The 14,581-nt window shown below is 55.6% G+C and carries 14 protein-coding genes; 7 read left to right on the plus strand and 7 right to left on the minus strand.

The features are described from left to right. Positions 1-36 precede the first annotated feature (36 nt). On the plus strand, positions 37-687 hold the full coding sequence (locus tag CA948_RS11995; protein WP_094195623.1) for a carbonic anhydrase: 651 nt from the start codon (positions 37-39) through the stop codon (positions 685-687). Positions 688-791: 104 nt separating this feature from the next. Here the strand turns inward: CA948_RS11995 and CA948_RS12000 are convergent, their stop codons facing one another. Further along, positions 792-1,433 (minus strand): DsbA family protein, encoded by a 642-nt coding sequence (locus tag CA948_RS12000; RefSeq protein ID WP_108728105.1) that lies wholly within the window; start codon positions 1,431-1,433, stop codon positions 792-794. 488 nt (positions 1,434-1,921) lie between these two features. Here CA948_RS12000 and CA948_RS12005 point away from each other — a divergent pair, with 488 nt between their 5' ends. After that, positions 1,922-3,535, plus strand: coding sequence for an ABC-F family ATP-binding cassette domain-containing protein (locus CA948_RS12005; protein ID WP_108728106.1), 1,614 nt, complete (start codon positions 1,922-1,924; stop codon positions 3,533-3,535). Positions 3,536-3,901: 366 nt separating this feature from the next. Here the strand turns inward: CA948_RS12005 and CA948_RS12010 are convergent, their stop codons facing one another. Further along, positions 3,902-4,234 (minus strand): hypothetical protein, encoded by a 333-nt coding sequence (locus CA948_RS12010; RefSeq protein WP_108728107.1) that lies wholly within the window; start codon positions 4,232-4,234, stop codon positions 3,902-3,904. Between the two features lie 268 nt (positions 4,235-4,502). Between CA948_RS12010 and CA948_RS12015 the strand changes: the two genes are divergently transcribed. Together CA948_RS12015 and CA948_RS12020 are read left to right on the plus strand one after the other, a co-directional pair. Then, a complete protein-coding gene (locus CA948_RS12015) occupies positions 4,503-5,186 on the plus strand; it encodes a LuxR C-terminal-related transcriptional regulator (RefSeq protein ID WP_108728108.1) in 684 nt (227 codons plus the stop codon). Between the two features lie 371 nt (positions 5,187-5,557). Then, the gene (locus tag CA948_RS12020) at positions 5,558-7,054 is read left to right on the plus strand and encodes a sensor histidine kinase (protein WP_230019012.1); all 1,497 of its coding nucleotides are present in this window, start codon (positions 5,558-5,560) and stop codon (positions 7,052-7,054) included. A 584-nt stretch (positions 7,055-7,638) separates the two neighbouring features. Here CA948_RS12020 and CA948_RS12025 read toward each other — a convergent pair. Then, positions 7,639-8,523 (minus strand): EamA family transporter, encoded by an 885-nt coding sequence (locus tag CA948_RS12025; RefSeq protein WP_108728110.1) that lies wholly within the window; start codon positions 8,521-8,523, stop codon positions 7,639-7,641. A 122-nt stretch (positions 8,524-8,645) separates the two neighbouring features. On the opposite strand from CA948_RS12025, the gene CA948_RS12030 reads away from it, so the two are divergent. Next, positions 8,646-9,443 (plus strand): AraC family transcriptional regulator, encoded by a 798-nt coding sequence (locus tag CA948_RS12030; protein ID WP_108728111.1) that lies wholly within the window; start codon positions 8,646-8,648, stop codon positions 9,441-9,443. A 132-nt stretch (positions 9,444-9,575) separates the two neighbouring features. On the opposite strand, the gene CA948_RS12035 is transcribed toward CA948_RS12030, so the two are convergent. The 3 genes from CA948_RS12035 to CA948_RS12045 are packed head-to-tail and all read right to left on the minus strand — an operon-like array spanning position 9,576 to position 11,353. Beyond that, complete coding sequence (locus tag CA948_RS12035) at positions 9,576-10,226, minus strand: DUF799 domain-containing protein (protein WP_094195618.1); 651 nt, start codon at positions 10,224-10,226, stop codon at positions 9,576-9,578. A gap of 11 nt (positions 10,227-10,237) precedes the next feature. Then, a complete protein-coding gene (locus tag CA948_RS12040; protein WP_230019009.1) occupies positions 10,238-10,660 on the minus strand; it encodes a DUF4810 domain-containing protein in 423 nt (140 codons plus the stop codon). Between the two features lie 9 nt (positions 10,661-10,669). Continuing rightward, entirely contained in the window at positions 10,670-11,353 is a 684-nt protein-coding gene (locus CA948_RS12045; RefSeq protein WP_094195616.1) for a CsgG/HfaB family protein, read from the minus strand. A gap of 599 nt (positions 11,354-11,952) precedes the next feature. Here CA948_RS12045 and CA948_RS12050 point away from each other — a divergent pair. Beyond that, the gene (locus tag CA948_RS12050; RefSeq protein WP_162496911.1) at positions 11,953-13,110 is read left to right on the plus strand and encodes an STY4528 family pathogenicity island replication protein; all 1,158 of its coding nucleotides are present in this window, start codon (positions 11,953-11,955) and stop codon (positions 13,108-13,110) included. Positions 13,111-13,210: 100 nt separating this feature from the next. On the opposite strand, the gene CA948_RS17625 is transcribed toward CA948_RS12050, so the two are convergent. After that, positions 13,211-13,357, minus strand: a complete 147-nt coding sequence (locus CA948_RS17625) for a hypothetical protein (protein WP_159086135.1) — start codon at positions 13,355-13,357, stop codon at positions 13,211-13,213. Between the two features lie 353 nt (positions 13,358-13,710). On the opposite strand from CA948_RS17625, the gene CA948_RS12055 reads away from it, so the two are divergent. Continuing rightward, on the plus strand, positions 13,711-14,574 hold the full coding sequence (locus CA948_RS12055) for an integrase domain-containing protein (protein ID WP_108728113.1): 864 nt from the start codon (positions 13,711-13,713) through the stop codon (positions 14,572-14,574). The last annotated feature ends 7 nt before the right edge of the window (positions 14,575-14,581 follow it).

Consider the following 14,581-nt stretch of genomic DNA (forward strand, 5'->3'; position numbering starts at 1 on the left):
TTAATCTTCTATCCAAGCCGAACTACAAGGACAAGGATGAAAGACATTATCGACGGTTTCCTGAAATTCCAACGGGAAGCCTATCCCAAGCGCGCCAAGCTCTTCAAAAATCTGGCCACACAACAAAACCCCCGCGCTTTGTTTATCTCTTGCTCCGATAGCCGTCTGGTCCCAGAGCTGGTGACACAACGTGAACCCGGTGATCTATTCGTGATTCGTAACGCTGGCAACATCGTTCCCTCCTACGGCCCGGAACCCGGTGGAGTGACCGCCTCGGTGGAATACGCCGTGTCCGCCCTGCGCGTGTCCGATATCGTGATCTGTGGTCACTCGGACTGTGGCGCCATGACCGCGATTGCTTCCTGTCAGTGCCTGGACCACATGCCTGCCGTGGAGCACTGGCTGCGTTATGCCGACTCGGCACGTCTGGTCAATGAAGCCCGCACCCACGCCAACGAGCAGGAACGTATTGCTTCCATGGTGCGTGAAAACGTGGTGGCCCAACTGGCCAATATCCAGACCCACCCTTCGGTGCGTCTGGCCATGTCCGAAGGCCGCTTGACCTTGCATGGCTGGGTCTACGACATTGAGTCGGGCACCATCGACGCCTATGACGGTGGCAGCATGAAGTTTGTGTCCTTGGCAGACAACCCGGATGTGTGTGTTGCGCCCTTAAGACGCGGCTAAGCCCTCCCAGGTTTGAATAGAAAACGCCATGCTTTTGCATGGCGTTTTTAATTGCTCCTTGCCAGCCTTTTAGCCAAGCGCAGCACACTATGGCTAAATGTTGATCAGCCCAACAAGGAGTCCAAGGACTGATTCAGCATTTCCAAAGGGGTCCCAACCGCAGGTAGCGGCGTCACTTCTCGACCATCCACAAACAATAAGGTCGGATAGGATTGCACGCCCAAGGCTCGCGCCAACGCGAAGTCCGCCAAGGCTTGCTCCCGACCTGAACCGTCAGTCAAATGGCGTCGAACCATCTCCACATCCAGACCACCGGCAGCGGCAATCCCCAGGCAGACCTCCTGATCCGACAAGCTGCGTCCGTTCACGTAGAAGGCCTGCTGTAACTCGTGTACCCAATGAATGGCCCGCTCCGAGTCTTGCGCACGCAGCACAGCCAAGGCAGTTGCCGCATCCAGAGAGTCCATAACCGTAGTCCCTTCCTCTGCCAAAGCTTGATAAGCAGCCCCAAACCTCGCCCCTGTCATTTGCGTGATGCGCTTGTTGGACTCGGAAATGTAAGGGTAGCGGGACATGGGAGCAGCCCGATCACCCACGAACAAGCCCCCTGAAACGGCGGTAAACGGTATTCGGTGCTTGTTGGCCACCTCGAACTCGGCCATGCGTTCGGCAAAACCCCAGCACCAACCGCAATACACATCCTGCACATACACAATCGAGCGAGCAGGCAAATTGAACGTGTTCATGGCATTCCTTCAAAATGGTGTAGCTTCCCGGAATGGGAGAGAAAAGGCACTCCTGATCCTGGCCCCCAGACATGAAACGACGCAGAGGATGAAAAGCCGAGGACTCCACTTTATTGAATAAACGTCAGGAAATAAACTTCATTTCCTGCTGGGTGGCCGTCTCGCGCGGCTCGTTATTTCAAGCGACCTACAGCAACAAAGCCCCCACCGCGCTGAAACCGGTAAGACAAGATCTCCAAACCGTAAGACAAGCCCAGGCTTCTGAATCCAAACCAGCTCCTGTGATGAGATGACACGACTTTCAACGCTCTCTTGAGAGCCCGGCCGGCTTTACCTTCCCGGCAAAATCCTTTTATAGTGTGGCTTCGACTCATTTCCCCTGAGGTATTCGTCTAATGCGCCACTAATGCCGCCGTCCCCTAGACGGCCAGTCTCCACCCACCCCCATCACGCAGGGGGAGTTCTTGGCATTAATGCAAGCATCTCGTATGACGAATCCTTATCTGACGCTGGAAGGCGTCTCCTATACCTTGCCGCAAGGCAAGACTCTGTTTTTCCAACTGAACGAAACCTTCGACTCGCGGCGCACAGGCCTGGTCGGACGCAATGGCGTGGGCAAAACCATTCTGGCTCAAATCCTGGCTGGGCAACTCCAACCCAGCAGCGGTCATTGCCTGCGATCGGGAAAAGTCCATTATCTGGCGCAGCAAGTGGCGTCCGTCAATGGCTTGCGCGTCGCTGATCTGGCGGGCGTAGGCCCAACCCTGGACGCACTGGCCCGGATTGAAGCTGGCAGTAGTGCCGTGGAAGACTTCAATCTGATCGAAGACCGTTGGGATATTCGGCAGCAATTGCAAGAAGCGCTGGAGCGCAATGGTTTAGGGCATCTCAATGCCGAGACACCTGCCGAAACGTTAAGCGGCGGCCAGGCCATGCGGGTGTCGCTGATCAATGCCTTGCTGTCTCAGGCCGATTTCCTGATTCTGGATGAGCCCAGCAACCACCTGGATCGCAACAACCGGCTTGCCTTGATCGAGCAATTACGACACTGGCCCCACGGCCTGCTGCTCATCAGCCATGACCGCCAACTGCTGGACACAATGGAGCGCATTGTGGAGCTATCTTCCCTGGGGCTGCGTAGCTATGGCGGCAATTACAGCCACTACGCCGAGCTGAAAGCCCTGGAACAGCAAAGCGCCATGAACCAGCTGGAGCACCGCAAGCTGGAACGTCAGCGCGCGCAAAGCACCATGCAAGAGCAACGCCAACGGCAAGAGCGTAGACAGGCACGCGGGAATCAACAGGGCAAGCAAGCCAATCAGGCCAAGATTCTGCTGGACAGGCAAAAAGGTCGCAGTGAAGCCACCACCGGCAAACTGCACCAGCAACACGTGACGGCTCAAAAGCAGTTAGCACAACGCATACAGGAAGCCGCCGAATTGATTGAGCAGGACAGCACCATCAATCTGCACGCCCTACCCTTGATGCCGCTGACCCGTCAGCGCGTTGTGGAACTGGATAAGGTGAAACTCCCCTATGTCCCGGCCGACCAAACCCCAGTCACGCTGCTACTAAACGGCCAACAACGGGTAGGGGTCATAGGCCCGAACGGCTGCGGGAAATCCACGCTGCTCAAGGTCATTGCAGGCCAAGTGGAACCGCTTGCTGGACACTGCAAAGTAGTGCCACAACATGTTTATCTGGATCAGGGCTTGGCCGATCTGGATCCACAGCAAACCGTGCTGGAACAGATACAGGCCGTCAACCGCAAAAGCAGCGAGGGTGACTTACGCATGCGTCTGGCACAACTGGGACTAGACGCCCAAAAAGTCACCGGCCCCAGCGGGACCTTGAGCGGTGGCGAGCGGCTAAAAGCCGCTCTGGCCTGCGTGCTGTACGCTGATCCCCCACCACAACTGCTGCTTCTGGATGAACCTAGCAACCACCTGGACCTGCCGTCCACCTTGGCCCTGGAAACCATGTTGAACAGCTACCAGGGCACGCTGATGGTGGTTTCGCACGACGATGCCTTCATGAACAATCTTGGGCTGACGAAGCGTCTGGAATTTAGTGAGGAAGGTTGGAGCTTGCGGCCTTGGTAGCAAGCACAAACACCAGTGACTCGCCCCCGTTATCTATCATTAACTAGCCACCTGTCTCGTTCAAGTCAGAGACAAAATGAAGTACTGGTGAACTTACGCCATCCGACCAAGATCTCACCGCCTGAAAAAACTCAACCCTTATGCACTGGCCTCACACAGACACACCGACCATTTCGCAAGACAAGCAATAAATTGACCACCCTGCCTGTATAAAGTCTGAGCTGAATTCTCTCCAGGCTGCCTTGTCTATATGACCCCCAAAGAAAAGAAGCATACGTACAAGGTGCGACATCCGTACTTTAATTCGCCAATTAAACGTGCTTATGGCACGACCAAAATGTACGGATAGATCAAGATCTATCTGGATTACTCAAACGTAAACTCTTCCAACACGCAAACGTCATTCTCCATACTAGTCACAACATCACCATCAGAAAACGTACCCATAAAATCGTACTCACAGGCGCCCGTGCCATCATCAACATTCACGATCATGGATTGACCAGACCTCAATGGCTGGCCTGCAATAATATTTTCTTCCCAATCCCCAACCTTCGAACGCGAAGCGTGGAACTCCACCAAGGTAACACCCGACTTGTTAACGAGTTTTACGCGCCGGTCCGCTGCCGAAGCTGTCGTAGGCAACACGCTACCACCCAACACAACAACAGAAAGCAAAAATGAGCTGACTTTAAACATAGTAGATCCGTAATTGAATATAAATAGACCATCAAATGGGAACGCTGAGTCATAGAACCACCTCACGACCCAGCAATTTAGTTAATGTCCAGATATTACGGTGCTGACATTTTTTGCCATATCCCTGAAACCCGGTAATTTGCAATCCCCACTGCAAGATTTCAGCTTTGCTCATGTCCAAAGCGTATTAATACTCTTAGAATGCCAGGACACTAAGAGATGTGGATTCCACCCTCCCCCTTCTACAGCCACCACTCCGATTTCAGGCATGAGCGATTCTTTATTCCTTCCCGTTGATATTGCCCTGCCGGTCCCTGTCCTGGTCGTCGAGGATGAGCCGTTGCTGCAGCGGCGTTTACAAGACATTTTGCTGCAACTCGGCTACCCACAAGACGCCTTACTATTTGCGGGTTCATTGGCACAAGCCAGGGACTGCCTAGATATGGGCCCTGTCGCTCTAGCCCTAGTCGACTTGATGCTGCCCGATGGCAACGGACTAAGCCTGATAGAAGCGATGCGCAAAGATGACCCAGGACTGGGGATACTGGTTATCTCGGCCTGGAGCACGGAAGAATCCATCTTGAGCGCGTTGCGTGCAGGGGCTACCGGTTATGTTTTGAAGGAACGGGATGATATTGAGGTAGCTATGTCAATACGCAGTGTGCTGCGGGGTGGTGCCCCGATCGATCCATTTATTGCGCGACGCATCCTCGAGCTATTGCCAACCCTCCCTACCACCATCAGCGCCCCCCAAGAAGAGCGACTGAGTGACCGTGAACGACAAATACTACTTCTGGTGGCTGATGGCCTGACCAATAGGGAAATAGCCGAACGGTTGTTTCTATCGCACCACACGGTAGAAAGCCACGTCAAACGGATTTATCGCAAATTGGCAGTTTCCTCACGAACGCTGGCCATCAAGACTGCACGGGCACGTGGGGTCATTCCATGAGCCTGCGCGCTGGAGCGCACTTACTGTATTTATTGCTAATCACACTGAGCCTCTGGGGTAAGCCCGCCTTAGGAAATCCAAATTGCATCCCCAACAGCCTCTTAATCAGCGCGGCTCCTGAAACCAATAAGCTCGCAGTCAAACCAGATACCGGGTGGACGACTATTACCCTGCCTGATCTGTGGACAACACGCTGGCCAAGGCATGAAGGAGCTGTCTGGTATCAACTCACCTGGGCTACAAATTGCCCTTTTGAGGAACTACTCCGCACCCCCATTGGCGTAAGTGTGGACGGCATCAGCATGGCCGGAGAAATTTACATTAACTCCACCTTACTCTGGCGAGATCGATCACTTACCGAACCTCTATCCATGAGTTGGAATATGCCCCGCTGGTGGACACTGCCTGCCCCTGCCTTACTGGCCGGAGAAAACACCATCTGGATACGTACTTCCGGCCCCGCCACCTTGTCACCAGGCTTGGGGAGAGTCAAGATCGGTTTGGCCACCGATATTCAACAAACGCACACTCAAAGTGTCTGGCGTCAACGCTTGATTTACTACATCACCCTGGGCCTATCCAGTGCACTGGGCTGCGTGTTCTTTGCTGTCTGGTGCTTGCGCCGTAGCGAACGGGCCTACGGCTGGTACGCTGTCATGTCCTTATGTTGGGTAGTCTATCTGTCTACTATTCTGGCTCTGTCTCCTTGGCCATTTAACTCAACACTCTGGTACTCCCGCGCCAACAATATCAGCTTTCAACTTTATGTATTGAGCTTTTGCTTGTTCACATGGCGCTTCACCGGACAAACACTGCCACGCATAGAACGCATCCTCTGGTTATGTAACGCCTTGGGTATACTGATCTCGCTTTTCGCCCCCCGTCCGCTAGTTGAACTGGTTTGGCTAACGTCTGCCCTGATCTTTCTAGCTACGTGTGTGCACTGCCAAATCATCGCCTGGCGCAACCCACAGCCTCAGCACCTGTTATTGGCCGCATGTTGGCTCATTTTCCTTATCGTCGGCATTCACGACTTAATACGTCTGTTGGGAGGCTGGCAAGCCCATCAAATGTGGGGGGCCATAGCGGGTCTCATGGCCACTTTAGTCATGGCATCCCTGCTAGGAGCACGTCTAGTTCTATACATGCAACGTATTGAATCGTTCAATACTGAACTGGAGCAAGGTATCGCCCTTGCTCGCCAGAGTCTGAAAGACGTTTTGGAGCGAGAACATGCGCAGGCCATCCGACACGCCACACTCCGTGAACGCCTGGACATCGTGCATGATCTGCACGACGGCCTAGGTGGTAGTCTGGTGCGCAGTATGGCCTTTGTTGAACAGTCGTCCGTAGCACTGTCTAACGAACGTATGCTCTCTTTGCTAAAAACCTTGCGGGACGACTTGCGTCAGGTCATTGACCACGGCTCCAGCGCTGGGGCCAATGCTCCGACCTCCCCCATTCAATGGGCTGCTCCGTTACGCCATCGCTTCACGCGATTATTCGAGCAATTGAATATTCAGTCCACTTGGCAACTGGATCAACATTGGAAAACACAGCCTAGCACCCTGATATGTCTGGCCCTGACTCGTTTGATCGAAGAAGCGTTGGCCAACGTTATTAAACACAGCGCCGCCCGATCAGTCACTATTGTCTGCTCTCAAGCCGACACAGACTCACTACATATACGTATTCAGGATGATGGCATTGGATTTAACGTGGACTCCGTACTCAATGCCGGACTCAGTGTAGGCATGCGGAGCATGGCTGCTCGCGCTCAGCGTCTGGGGGGAAGTTTCAATATTGAATCAAACTCACAGGGAACCCTGGTTTTCCTCAGTATCAATCTAAACACACCTACAAGCTGAAGCGGGGGCTCTTGAACACCAATACCCCCACTCCAGCCTTACTCTATTGCCTCGGCACAGGTCAGACGTTGAACGAGAAGTTCTGCACGCCGCCATCTTTGACGCCTGCGGTGAAGTAGGTTTGCAGACCCAGCAGGCTGTAGGCGGCGCGGATAACACTGGAGACGACTACCCTGGTAGCGATGAAAAAACATGGGTGACTCGCCCCCGCTATCTTGGCTGCGACCACTGAGGGCGGTGGATCCGAGGGCCGAATTCAGCAGCAATTGCCCACTAACAACAAGGTCTTGAAGCTACTGTGCTTAGCGAATTGAAATATCACGATCAAACTCACTGCCTCTATGCGAGAAACCTGACGCTTTCCAAAGCATCAAAGCCGCGTGATTTTTGACGCACCCTTACAAAGCCTGCTTAAGGCTCCCAAGTAGTTCCTGCGCCAAACGTTCTGCTTCCTCTCCCCTTGTGTCACAGCGATCCGCCACCTGACCGACATAAGCCAGACGCGCATACTCCAAAGTCTAGGCCGGCTCCGTAGACAGCTCCTCGTACAAGGACTCTGCGCCTACTGGCAAACCCCAAAGCTCCTAACGCGTCGCTGAATAGGAAACCGGACGCACCGGCCCTTTATAAAGCCCAAAGGCCAGACCCGCAATAATGGCGCTGATAGACAGGGCCTCCACAAAGCTAACCTGCTCGCCCAGTATCAGCATGGAACTACCCAGCCCAAACACCGGGATCAACAAAGACAAAGGCGCCACCGTGGAAACCGGGTACAGCTTGAGCAAGGAATTCCAGCCCCAGTAAGAAAAATACGTTGCCAGATAGACCTGAAACAGAATCGACATCACCGACATCAGGTTGATCGCCTCTGGCAAGGTGGTGAAAGGCTCGGCCCCATGCAGCCAGTACGAGACGATAAATAGCGGGATAGGCGGGAACAAGCTGGCCCACACCATGAACGAGAAAATCTCCTTCACACCAGAGAGCTTGATGATCACATTCCCGATACTCCAGGACACGGCACTGAGCACGACCAGCACCAGCCCAAAGGTGGCATCCCCACCACCTTGCGACAAGAGGATCCCCACCAGCCCCACAAACGCGATCACGGCTCCCAGCAACTGCGTGGCTCGCAAGCGCTCCTTGAACAGCAAGGCGCCCCAGCCCATGGTAAAGAAGGCGCTAAGCTGAATCAGCAGCGAGGCCACGCCCGGATGGACACCCACCTCAATGCCATAGTTAATAATCCCCCACATGCCCAGGCCAAAGATAAAGCCATAAATGACGACATAGCGGAATGGAATATTCGGCTTGGGGATAAAGAACACCAACGGCAAAGCCGCCAAGGTAAAGCGTATCCCCGTCAGCAGGAAAGGCTCCATGGATAGCAGCCCCAGCTTGGTGATCGGAAAATTCACTCCCCAAACCAGCGTGACCAAAATGGCAGGAATCAGGTGTTTTTTTTGCATGTCCGACAGCTCCAGACAAGACCGGGGTTTCGAATCCCCGAGTCGTTAAATGTCTGGTGATCTTACGAAGGTGTGCCCTTTCACACCTTTAAAAGCGGGTCAGTTTTTGGCAAAATTGGGCCATGAGTATTTCTCTGAATGACTACCCTCTGGAAAACTCGAACTGGGATGTGGAAGTCAGCCTGCGCGCCTTCACATCAGGATCGATTTTTCCCAACCACGTGCACCAGTGCGGGCAACTGGCTTATGCGGCGTCGGGGGTCCTGTCGATGTTCACGGAGAAAGGAAATTGGGTAGTGCCCAGCAAACGGGCGCTGTGGGTACCTCCGGGTGTGGCGCATGAAATGCACATGCGCGGTGATGTCACCATGGTGAACACTTATCTGACACCCCAAGCCATCGAGCAGGCGCAACTGCCGGATAATTGCCAGGTGTTCGGCGTCTCCCCCCTGCTGCGGCACCTGTTCAGCGCGGCCATGGAGCTACCGGCTGAACGGACTGACTGCGGACGTACTCATCACGTCATTGGTTTGCTGGTGGAAGAAATCCGGCTGATGCCCAGACTGGGCCTGAGTGCTCCCCTGCCCTCTGACAGCAGATTAGGGGCCGCATGCCAGCGCTTTCTGGATAATCCGACCCAGAACATCTCTACAGACGAAATGGCCGCCTGGGCCATGCTAAGCCGCCGCACCTTCACCCGCCGCTTCAAGGAGCATATGGGCATGACCTACCTGGCCTGGCGGCAGCAAATGTGCCTGCTGGTGTCAATTACTCGTTTGGGGAATGGGGAGCCGATAACCCGAGTGGCCTCGGATCTGGGCTTTAGCAGCCCCAGCGCGTTTTCTACTATTTTTCGTCGTGCATTAGGGCAGCCGCCCAGTCAGTATCTGGCGACGAGCAGGGAAACGCCGGTTTATTGAGCGGATGTGTTGCTTGAGCAAGCAGCAGGAAGATGATCAGGCGATTGCTTGAAAGCAAAACACCCGATGAGTTTCATCGGGTGTTCAGTCCATAAGGTGCTGACGAATACTGCCCAGTGGGCAGGGCTCACATTACTGTGTTTCGTAATGCGGCGAACGGGGGCCATAAAGTATGCCGCCAGGCTGGCCTGCGCTAAGCAGCGCCTGGTTTGTCATCCCGGCCACCTGATAGCCACGATCCGACAAGGTGTTGATCACCTGATCGACCACAGCCTGAATCAACATGCCCAGAATCCCACCACCACTACCACCCGCATAGCTGACCAACTTCTGTCCGCTCCACAGCTTGGTACCCGTGCGCAGATCTACCAAGTCGGCCTCAATACTAACTGTGACCGTACTGGCCAGCACGACGTACTGCGCACCGTACTCTTTCACCGTCATATATAGTGCCGAGTCTGCGCCAAATATCTCGCGCAATTTGGGTGCTGGCACATCGTGGATATCTGTTGGTGTGACCAACCCGTTCTGCCTAAACGTTTCTTCCATCACCGCGACAGGCAGGACGTAGTAACCGGACTCTGCCAATGGCATGGTCGCTTGCGACAGCACCGCCGAAGTGGCAGCCACATCCACAGAATCGTTAAGCGGCGGAAGCACCAGAATAGAAGCAGGTTTGCTTTCACGAAATGCCGAGTAGTCAACTTCGGCCTGTGGAGCAGCACACCCTACCAAAGTCATCGCCAGGGATAGCATTGCTACCCGCATCAAATTATTGATCATGGAATAACCTTTTATTGAGCTTGGGCGGGTACATCTGCTTGCGCCGTGGTGTGGCGCAACAAGAAGTTCATGAATGGCGACGACTCCGGGAAAGCATTCTTTTCACCTTCCCATTGCTCCACGGCCTTCGCTCCATCACCCAGCTTCAAATAGAGCAAGCCCAAATGTGCTCGAAAACCGGGCGGCAAGGCCTGGTCAGTCGCACGCGCCGACTCTACATTCTCTTCAAGAGTTTGGACTTGTGCTGCATAGTCCTCACCCTCTTCTTGCAGATACGCATACACCATAGGCTGGTAAGAGTCCCAGCTATACAGGCTTTTGGGTTGTGCGCAGGCCGTCAGCACACCGACTGACAGGCAGATACCCGCCCAGCGCAGACCACGCCACAGGCGCGGACACCGTGGGGCCTTGTTGGAAAACATAAGTGAACTCATGGCCGCCTCTTATTTGCCAGCAGGCTTCCAGGCGCCTCGTTCAATGCCTTCGATCAAGTGATCAACCGCTTCACGAATAGCCAGATCCAGGACTTTCCCGTTCAGGGTGGAGTCGTAGCCGGCAGTGCCACCAAAGCCAATGACTTCCCGGTTCGACAAAACGTATTCACCCGCACCCGAAGCAGAGAAAACCACTTCCGATGTGCTGACATCGACCACATTCAGATCAACCTTGGCATAGGCCGTCTGTTCCTTGCCGCGCCCGAGAATCCCGAACAACTGCTGGTCCCCAGTCACTTTGCGGCCAAACGCCGTCACGTCGCCCGTCACAACGTAACGCGCTCCCTTGATCTGACTGGCTTGTTTATTGAAACCCGCCTCTTGAGCAATCTCGGACAGGTTGTCACGATCCAGCACCTGGAAACGGCCTGTTTGCTGCAAATGGCTAGTCAGAATTGTTTTGGCTTGTCCTCCCAAACGATCCACGCCGTCGGAAAACACACCACGCAAGTAGTTGGTACGGTTATCAAACTTACCAATGGAAATCGGGCTACGCTCACCTTGGTAGGTAGCACGAGTGGCTGCGGCTGCCGTTGTTGGAACAACTACACTTTGTGAGCGCTCGGTAGCGCATCCTGCGATTACAGCAGACAGGCTGAGCACCACGCCCACCTTGATCAAACCATTCAGCATCGTATCTCCAAGTACGTAGGTCATAGCACATACCAACGCTATGCATTAGAACAAGCGAGCCGACACTATAACAAAAAGATACACTTTGGGCTTTGCGTTTTCCCTAGGGGAAAACGCCTTCGATTCTTTATGGGCAGATGCCGGGCATCATGTTGGCCACTGATCATATTGGTGGTGATGCAAAGTGCTGTTTTCAGACATCAATGAACAAAAAAACGCTTGGAAGGCCAATATGTATGGCAAGCCCTTGATTTCAAAAGGTCTAACCATGCACACGGCACTACCAAGCGTTCCTGATTTCCAAGAAATCCTTAGACGTTGATCACACGTTTAAACGTTGATCGGTCGGCAAAGGGCCGTGAATGCTAGGTTTCGCGGGGAAATCGCGTTACGGGCTTTGCGGGAATCGCTGGAAGTACCCCCAGTTGTACCCCCATAGGGGTATCGGGATGATAGATCAGTCTGGATGCCGGTGCCAGCGCTGCGCCTCCCGGATAAAACGGCTATGGCGCAGACCGCATTGTTGGCTGACGCATGGAACAGTACGCGATGAGATGCGGGGGAACGGGCCGCTGTGGCTCAGACCTCGGAGAACTCTCATGGCAGACCATCACACTCACCGCAACCCGCTGGGGCAAGACACCCTGTTTACTACGCCGGCCTCGCTCATGCTCGATGCCCGCCTCACGCCGCTGGAGCGCAATGGCTGGCAGGTACTACGCATGCTCCGCTCTGCGGAGGGTATCAGCCCGCTGGCGAACCTGGGGCAGTTGCGCCGCTATCTCACCTCTATCCCGCTGGGGCAGCGGGCCGGGTACGAGACGGCCCGGCGCGTTCTCATCGTGCTTCGGCTGACGGGGTGGATCAGTCTGGTGGGCCAGCAACGCGATCCGCTGACCGGCCATGTGCTCAGCGAGCTGTATCAGGTTCACGAAAGCGCCCTCGGCTTCCAGCAGGCCTGCGCGTTCGATGCCAGTCTGCCCGCGCTTCTGCACGCGTCTATCGGCCACGAAAACAACCAAGTGGATCGGGTGGCCGTCCACATTCAGGCAACGCTGGCGCAGGCACCTGAAGCCGCTTCCATTGCGGCCCACGATCAGCTCGGTGATGACGATGATTTGCCCCCGACGACGCCGCCGCAGGTGAACGAGGCAACCACCCCACGGCCATTGCCTGGAGATTCCGCTGGCAGCACGCTTGTTCCGCAACAGACCGGACACGCTCGCCACATGACGGCTGAGCAGGGCAGTACGTATAAGACGTATATGTATAAAAAAGAACGTACGTACCGCGCGCGCGAAGGCGACGGCGATCCGGCATCGCAGTCGGTGAGCTTGCCGCCTTGCCTGAGCAATGCCCAGGCAGATCAGCAAAAGGACGTGCAGGCCGCCTTGCGGCGGCTGCCGCCGCAGCATCGCCAGGAAGTACTCGATGAGTTGCAAGCACGCAGCCAGAGCGGCACCGTACGCAATGTCGTGGCCTACTTCTTCGCCTTGGTGAAGCGCGTACTTGCTGGCGAGTTCCGTCTGTGGGCAGGACGTAAGGAGATGTCTGCCACCCCACGGACTGCCGAGAATCGGCCTGCAGCTCCGCCGCGTACCGAAGACCGCTCAGAACCGACTGCGCAACCGGCATCGCGTGAAACCGCCCTGGCGCACATCGCCAACATCCGCAAGATCATGAACACCTCGACGAACGCTGGGGACATCGCAGCGCAGGCAATGCAGGCCAGGGGATGGCAGCCGCATCCTGCCTAGTAAATGCTGCTGCGAAACAGGGCGTCACTGCACGCCGCAGTGACGCCCCACGCAACACCGCAAACAATGCGGGCGAAAGCCAGTTCCTATTGCGTGCGGCCTACATGATGATGTCCGCACTACATTGACCGGGCAGTTGCCAAGACCGATGGGCTTCGTACATCGCCCCCCCCAACAGCGCAGGTTCCTGCAAGCGCTGGCCCGACAGGGTGGAGCCACCCCAGGTATGCCCAGGCTCCGACCGCATACCGGCCCTACCCAGGGCGGAGCCCTCTTCGTCTGTTTGAACTCATCCCTACCGCGCCACCTGGCGCACTGTCCCTTGCGGCAATTACCTGTCCGCAACGCACAGGCCGCCGCTGCATTTCTCATCCCACTCACTTCATAGGAGGACTCGTCCACGTTCGCATCACTTTCGTCTTGTAGTACCTCCGTCCGGGCTTCCAGCAGGGAGCAAGACGGACGCCTCATTCGAGGCTCTGGTGTCTCCTGAACACCATGCCCTTGCCCTCACGGGATCTCGCCTTGGCGAGTTGGCACCAACACTAACCATTGAGTTTCAGGACAAGGCAGTACGGCGCTTTGCTTGGAGGCCGGAAGATGGACGACTTGACCTACACCCTGCGGCAGCTTTGCCAGCGCAACCGTGACGGCAGCTGCAACACGCAGGCCGACCGGATGCGTTCGCTGTCGCTGGCCGCGCGGCAACTGCGCGAGGCCGGTTTCCGGCAGATGAAGGCCTCATCGCTCAAGGGCAAGCACGTCCAGGCGCTGCTGGATCGCTGGCAGGAAGAAGGCTTGTCGTCTGGCACCATCAAGAATCGGCTCTCTCTCCTGCGCTGGTGGGCGGAGAAGATCGGCAAGGCCGGCATCCTGCCGGCAGACAACACGCAGCTTGGCGTAGCCGAGCGCCGCTATGTAACCAATATCAGTAAGGCCCGGGAACTGGGCACAGGTCTTGAACAGCTCACCGATGCTCACGTACGCATGAGCCTTCAGCTACAGGCCGCCTTCGGATTGCGTCGGGAGGAAGCGATCAAGTTCCAGCCCAGTTACGCGGATCGGGGCGACCACATCGCCCTCAAGGGATCGTGGACCAAGGGCGGTCGGGAGCGAACTGTGCCCATCACCACGACAGAGCAACGCGACGCACTCCACGCAGCACACCGCCTGGCGGGCACAGGATCACTGATCCCGGCAAACAAGACCTACATCCAGCAGCGGCACGTCTACGATGGACAGTGCAAGGCGGCGGGTCTGAGTCATATGCATGGCCTTCGCCATCAGTACGCGCAAAGCCGTTATGAGACGTTGACGGGGAGGCCGCCGCCAGCGGCAGGTGGACCATTAGTCACGGAGTTAAGTCCAACGCAGCGCATAGAAGACCGCCATGCTCGTCAGACCATCAGCCGTGAGTTGGGACACGAGCGCGTTCAAATCACTGCCATCTACCTCGGTAGCTAGGTCAGGC

It is taken from the genome of Alcaligenes aquatilis (assembly GCF_003076515.1).
Lineage (GTDB): Bacteria > Pseudomonadota > Gammaproteobacteria > Burkholderiales > Burkholderiaceae_B > Alcaligenes > Alcaligenes aquatilis.

Excerpts from the sequence above, each read along its gene's own strand:
- CA948_RS11995 (WP_094195623.1), top strand. The coding sequence starts at position 37 with ATGAAAGACATTATCGACGGTTTCCTGAAATTCCAACGGGAAGCCTAT.
- CA948_RS12000 (WP_108728105.1), bottom strand. The coding sequence starts at position 1,433 with ATGAACACGTTCAATTTGCCTGCTCGCTCGATTGTGTATGTGCAGGAT.
- CA948_RS12005 (WP_108728106.1), top strand. The coding sequence starts at position 1,922 with ATGACGAATCCTTATCTGACGCTGGAAGGCGTCTCCTATACCTTGCCG.
- CA948_RS12010 (WP_108728107.1), bottom strand. The coding sequence starts at position 4,234 with ATGTTTAAAGTCAGCTCATTTTTGCTTTCTGTTGTTGTGTTGGGTGGT.
- CA948_RS12015 (WP_108728108.1), top strand. The coding sequence starts at position 4,503 with ATGAGCGATTCTTTATTCCTTCCCGTTGATATTGCCCTGCCGGTCCCT.
- CA948_RS12020 (WP_230019012.1), top strand. The coding sequence starts at position 5,558 with ATGAGTTGGAATATGCCCCGCTGGTGGACACTGCCTGCCCCTGCCTTA.
- CA948_RS12025 (WP_108728110.1), bottom strand. The coding sequence starts at position 8,523 with ATGCAAAAAAAACACCTGATTCCTGCCATTTTGGTCACGCTGGTTTGG.
- CA948_RS12030 (WP_108728111.1), top strand. The coding sequence starts at position 8,646 with ATGAGTATTTCTCTGAATGACTACCCTCTGGAAAACTCGAACTGGGAT.
- CA948_RS12035 (WP_094195618.1), bottom strand. The coding sequence starts at position 10,226 with ATGATCAATAATTTGATGCGGGTAGCAATGCTATCCCTGGCGATGACT.
- CA948_RS12040 (WP_230019009.1), bottom strand. The coding sequence starts at position 10,660 with ATGAGTTCACTTATGTTTTCCAACAAGGCCCCACGGTGTCCGCGCCTG.
- CA948_RS12045 (WP_094195616.1), bottom strand. The coding sequence starts at position 11,353 with ATGCTGAATGGTTTGATCAAGGTGGGCGTGGTGCTCAGCCTGTCTGCT.
- CA948_RS12050 (WP_162496911.1), top strand. The coding sequence starts at position 11,953 with ATGGCAGACCATCACACTCACCGCAACCCGCTGGGGCAAGACACCCTG.
- CA948_RS17625 (WP_159086135.1), bottom strand. The coding sequence starts at position 13,357 with ATGCGGTCGGAGCCTGGGCATACCTGGGGTGGCTCCACCCTGTCGGGC.
- CA948_RS12055 (WP_108728113.1), top strand. The coding sequence starts at position 13,711 with ATGGACGACTTGACCTACACCCTGCGGCAGCTTTGCCAGCGCAACCGT.